The organism is Arthrobacter sp. H41 (assembly GCF_000520535.1).
Lineage (GTDB): Bacteria > Actinomycetota > Actinomycetes > Actinomycetales > Micrococcaceae > Arthrobacter_D.
The window spans coordinates 13,581-14,549 of record NZ_KI914799.1; the positions used below are offsets into that span (position 1 = coordinate 13,581).

Below are 969 nucleotides of genomic sequence, written 5' to 3' on the forward strand. Positions count from 1 at the left end.
TCAGCAAGCTCATCGGCCCGCCCTGCCCTGACCGCTGAGGAAAGTGAAAGCGCTGCGGGTACTCCCGTACGCGCGGAATACGGGTTATGGTGTGATCTGCCCTGTCCGCTGTTCATGCGGCCGCCAGCGGCGTTTTCACCGACCGACTGGGGATTTGCCGGAGTTATGGACAAAGCGCTTGCCTACCTGACGCTGAACCTTCGCCAGTTCCATGAGTTCTCCCTCCGCGGCCGTGTTGTGCTCACCCAGTTGCCGCTCTCCGCCACCGTGCTCCTGGTTGTCGTCGGCAGCCTGATCTTCCATCCGCAGATCTTCGACCACCCCGTGTTCGTCCTGGGTGTGGCACTGCAGGCCCTTCTGCTGCTCCTCTGCTTCGCCGTTCCCTGGGACCGGTTGCCCTACCCCAGCTTCCTGATCATTCCGCTGCTCGATTTTCTTCCCATCGGGCTGATGCGGTACGGGGCCGGCTCGGTCATCACAGGTGTCGGGCTGCTCGCGGTGTTCCCCATCGTCTGGCTGGCGGCGTCCGGCCTCTACCCCCGCGCCACCCTCGCCGCCGGATTCCTCGCGACACTCGCGGTGGTCTGGATTCCCGTGTTCGTGACGGAGGTGGCAGTCAGTCCGCCGACGCTGACGCAGTCGTTCCTCCTGCCCTTCATCATGCTCGCCATCGGCATCACCATCCGGGTGATGACGTCGAGCATGATGACCCAGCAGGCGGTGGTGGAGGAGAAGGATCGCGAGCTGCAGGTGCTGCTGGAGGCGAGCGCCCGCCGGGAACTCCTGCTCAACACGCTCGTCAACTCCGTGGACGTCGGACTTCTCGCCGTCGACGAAGCGGGCGAACCCCTGCTGACGAACCGGAAGCTCCAGCACTTCTACTCGCTCGCAGCCGCGCACCCGGGGAGGGCGGAGTCGGAGGAGGACCTCCTGATCTTCCAGAACGACGGGCGGTCGGCAACCCCGGCG

The 969-nt window shown here is 65.2% G+C and carries 1 pseudogene; it reads left to right on the forward strand.

The annotated features are described in order from the left end of the window. Nucleotides 1-165: 165 nt before the first annotated feature. Nucleotides 166-969, forward strand: a pseudogene (locus tag Y705_RS19015) (PAS domain-containing sensor histidine kinase); the annotation flags it as partial.